Annotated in this window: 4 protein-coding genes and 2 pseudogenes; 5 read left to right on the top strand and 1 reads right to left on the bottom strand. The window is 46.3% G+C overall.

The annotated features are described in order from the left end of the window. Window positions 1–305 precede the first annotated feature (305 nt). The 4 genes and pseudogenes from RTW80_RS23430 (at window position 306) to RTW80_RS23415 (ending at window position 1,374) form a co-directional block, all read left to right on the top strand. Window positions 306–464 carry a hypothetical protein gene (locus RTW80_RS23430; protein ID WP_001470858.1) on the top strand — a complete coding sequence of 53 codons (159 nt, stop codon included), beginning with the start codon at window positions 306–308 and terminating at the stop codon, window positions 462–464. A 54-nt stretch (window positions 465–518) separates the two neighbouring features. Further along, on the top strand, window positions 519–788 hold the full coding sequence (gene yacA, locus RTW80_RS23425) for a type II toxin-antitoxin system antitoxin YacA (protein ID WP_063848275.1): 270 nt from the start codon (window positions 519–521) through the stop codon (window positions 786–788). Beyond that, window positions 788–913, top strand: a pseudogene (yacB, locus tag RTW80_RS23420) (type II toxin-antitoxin system toxin YacB); the annotation flags it as partial. The gene yacA and the pseudogene yacB, both read left to right, overlap by 1 nt. Window positions 914–1,080: 167 nt before the next feature. Continuing rightward, window positions 1,081–1,374: a DUF6404 family protein gene (locus tag RTW80_RS23415; RefSeq protein WP_000269327.1), complete on the top strand. Its 294-nt coding sequence runs from the start codon at window positions 1,081–1,083 to the stop codon at window positions 1,372–1,374. A 77-nt stretch (window positions 1,375–1,451) separates the two neighbouring features. On the opposite strand, the pseudogene RTW80_RS23410 reads toward RTW80_RS23415, so the two are convergent. Further along, window positions 1,452–1,753: pseudogene (locus RTW80_RS23410) on the bottom strand (hypothetical protein); the annotation flags it as partial. Between the two features lie 180 nt (window positions 1,754–1,933). On the opposite strand from RTW80_RS23410, the gene RTW80_RS23405 reads away from it, so the two are divergent. Beyond that, on the top strand, window positions 1,934–2,968 hold the full coding sequence (locus tag RTW80_RS23405; protein ID WP_001190234.1) for a 3-deoxy-7-phosphoheptulonate synthase: 1,035 nt from the start codon (window positions 1,934–1,936) through the stop codon (window positions 2,966–2,968). Window positions 2,969–3,246 lie beyond the last annotated feature (278 nt).

The raw sequence follows: 3,246 nt of genomic DNA, 5'->3' as shown, positions 1-3,246 counted from the left end.
CCCCAAACCTCACCGTTCTGAAACCACAACAAAAAGACATCAGGAATAAAAAACACCACACAAACGCGGCACCGTGCTCACCCCTCATAACTGAAAAGCGAGGCCGCCCCCGCCCAAAGGGCGGGAACAACATCGCTTTTAATTATGAATGTTGTAACTAAGCATTTCCATCGCTGTCAGTCTTCTGGCTGGAAGTCCTCAGTACACGCTCGTAAGCGGCCCTGACGGCCCGCTAACGCGGAGATACGCCCCGACTGCGGGTAAACCTTGTCGGGACCACTCCGACCGCGCACAGAAGCTCTATCATGGCTGAAAGCGGGTATGGTCTGGCAGGGCTGGGGGTGGGTAAGGTGAAATCTATCAATCAGTACCGGCTGACGCCGGGCTTCGGCGGTTTTACTCCGGTATCACATGTAACCACAGCGTGCCGCCTTCCATGCCGCTGGCGCGGCATATCCTGGTGACGATGTCTGAATCGTTATATACTGTGTATATACGTGGTAATGACGAGGTGATAAATGGCACAGGTTAATATGAGTTTAAGAATCGACGCTGAACTGAAGGATGCTTTTATGGCCGCTGCAAAAAGCATGGACCGTAATGGCTCTCAGTTAATCCGGGATTTTATGCGCCAGACCGTTGAACGGCAGCATAATACCTGGTTCCGTGACCAGGTTGAGGCAGGACGTCAGCAACTCGGGCGCGGCGATGTGCTTCCCCATGACATGGTCGAATCTTCCGCTGCTGCATGGCGGGATGAAATGAGCAGGAAGGTTACCGGTAAATGATGGAGATATTCTGGACCATACTGGCCAGCCAGGACAGGAAGCGCATTCGTGAGTACATTGCGGAGCAGAACCTGATGGCCGCCATTGAACTGGACGAACGGATTGGTTATTCAGCCAGCCTCCTGTTCTCCCTTTCTTTTATCAGTGTACAGGTGCATGACAACATAATCACGGTATGATAATAATAATCAATAACAATAAGTTGTGTCACGTTTACATCATGGAACGGAGGTGCTCCTGTGACTTTTGAGCAAAAAAAGCCCGGGCAATTGCCCTGATGGACAGCAAAAAGATGTGGCGGAGTAATTATGCTCCTCCTCTGCTGCGTATTCTCTGGCGGCTGGGTATCCGGCTTCCGCCATTGCCCTTTATGCCGTTCTGGCAGGTTACGCTGCTGATGGGGGGCTTATGGGGTATTTCCTGGGGATGTGCAATGTGGTTTATGTACTGGGGGCCGTCAGGAATGGTAGCAGGTGAGGCCATTATTATAAGTATCACGAGTGGTTTTTTGTTCGGACTGCTCATGGCCTCTTTCCACTGGTGGCGCAGGAAAGTTAACCGGCTGCCACCATGGAATGATGTGTAAACCGTGCCGGCATGTTTTTACGGGGTGATGCTTTCATTAACCTGTACACGAACTTCTATTCCTGCATCATTACAGGCCTACAGCCACTACGCCACTTCCAGCGGATCGCCCTCCCGGCGTACCTCCCCGCCTTCTTTATTCTATAACTGCAGACAGGTGCTGCCGTCGAGGCGCACCACAAAATCCCCACGGCAGGCCTGATATGTCATGCCGTTCAGCTCCACCGGCAGATCAGTGGCAGAAGTGCCATCTGCGGGCAGACCTGATGCCGGGACCAGCGGCAGTACGACGACTTCTGCAGTACGCTGTTCTGCCAGCAGAGAGGCTGTGCCACGGCCCGGTCAGCTTTTGTGAGTTCCACAGCTAGCCGCAGCTCAGGGATTAAGATTCAGGTAATTTACGGAAAACAAGTGATTTCCGTACGGGAGAGAAGGCCTAACGTATATTATCTCAGAAATGACTATGAATCCCCATATATTGCCAATTATACAGTAAATGATTATCATTATCATCTACTGTGTGCAACTGATGGTCTGAAATAGCGCTTTTAGGAGACAAGATGCAGTCAGCTAGTAAATTAATCTACCGCGGGAAGTTGCTTGGCAGTTTACCCACTGTGGGCGAGATTCATAAAGAAATCGCAGTATCGGAAGAAACCGTAACATGGATCTCTCTGCAACGAGATATTATAGCGAATATTTTGCTGGGAAAAGATCCTCGCTTACTTGTGATTGTTGGTCCATGCTCAATCCATGACGTTCAGGCCGCAGTTGATTATGCGAAGCGATTGTTCGTATTACAGAATAAGTACTTATCGAAAATGTACATTGTAATGCGCACTTATTTTGAGAAACCTCGAACCCGTAAAGGCTGGAAGGGAATAATGCACGATCCTGATCTAAATGGAAGTTATGATGTTGAGAAAGGGATACGATATGCTCGCCAGTGTTTGTCTTCAATCACAACGATGCGTGTCGCAACCGCTACAGAATTCCTCGATCCTTTTCTTACTCCCTATATTGCTGATTTAATATGTTGGGGTGCTATTGGTGCCAGAACCACTGAATCACAAACGCATCGTCAACTTGCGTCTGGTTTACATTGTCCAGTTGGATTTAAAAACAGTACTGATGGAAATATTAACTTAGCTATTGACGCTATTATTGCAGCCCGTGAACAACATATTGTATATATGACATCTTTAACAAATAGTATATCTACACTATTAACCGATGGCAATCCACATGGACATCTAATATTACGTGGAGGTAGAGAACCTAACTATGGTTTGTCTGATATAACTAAGGCAGTGAAATTAATGCATGATGAGGGCATTAACCATCGTCTGATAATTGATTGTAGCCATGGTAATAGCGGTAAAGTGGCTAAACGGCAAATTTCCGTTGCACGTCAAGTTATAGATAATCGGAAAAAAATACCAGGATATGTAGCTGGCATTATGGTGGAAAGCTTTTTACAAGATGGAAAACAATCCGATAGTTTTCCGCTAGAGTATGGTCAGTCTGTTACTGATGAATGCATATCATGGCAACAGACAGAACAATTATTATCAACTCTGGCAGCACAGCTTTAACTTCAACTATTGCACATATATTGCTTTTAAAGGGGGAAAAATGAAATTACTTAGTTTAAGACACTCAATTAGTGTTATCAGAGAAGCAGATATTTTATCTCTACAGTTTATGATTATATAAAGCGCTATCGTAGCCGCGTATTTAATGGTCTTAAAATATAAAACAATTGGTTACTATCTATGGCAAGCTCCTGAATTATGTGTGTGAACCAGGAGTTTCTCAGGAGTTTCTCAGGAATTTCCTCACAATGTGGCACTATCACTGTCACCTTTTTCTC

Origin of the sequence: Escherichia sp. AM3 (genome assembly GCF_032029835.1) — a bacterium.
In the GTDB taxonomy this organism is placed as follows: domain Bacteria; phylum Pseudomonadota; class Gammaproteobacteria; order Enterobacterales; family Enterobacteriaceae; genus Escherichia; species Escherichia coli.
Note: the sequence above shows the minus strand (reverse complement) of the source record. Positions and strands in the feature narration are given on the sequence as shown.

Bases quoted from the DNA above. Each gene is read 5' to 3' on its own strand.
- RTW80_RS23430 (WP_001470858.1), top strand. From the start codon at position 306: ATGGCTGAAAGCGGGTATGGTCTGGCAGGGCTGGGGGTGGGTAAGGTG.
- yacA (WP_063848275.1), top strand. From the start codon at position 519: ATGGCACAGGTTAATATGAGTTTAAGAATCGACGCTGAACTGAAGGAT.
- RTW80_RS23415 (WP_000269327.1), top strand. From the start codon at position 1,081: ATGTGGCGGAGTAATTATGCTCCTCCTCTGCTGCGTATTCTCTGGCGG.
- RTW80_RS23405 (WP_001190234.1), top strand. From the start codon at position 1,934: ATGCAGTCAGCTAGTAAATTAATCTACCGCGGGAAGTTGCTTGGCAGT.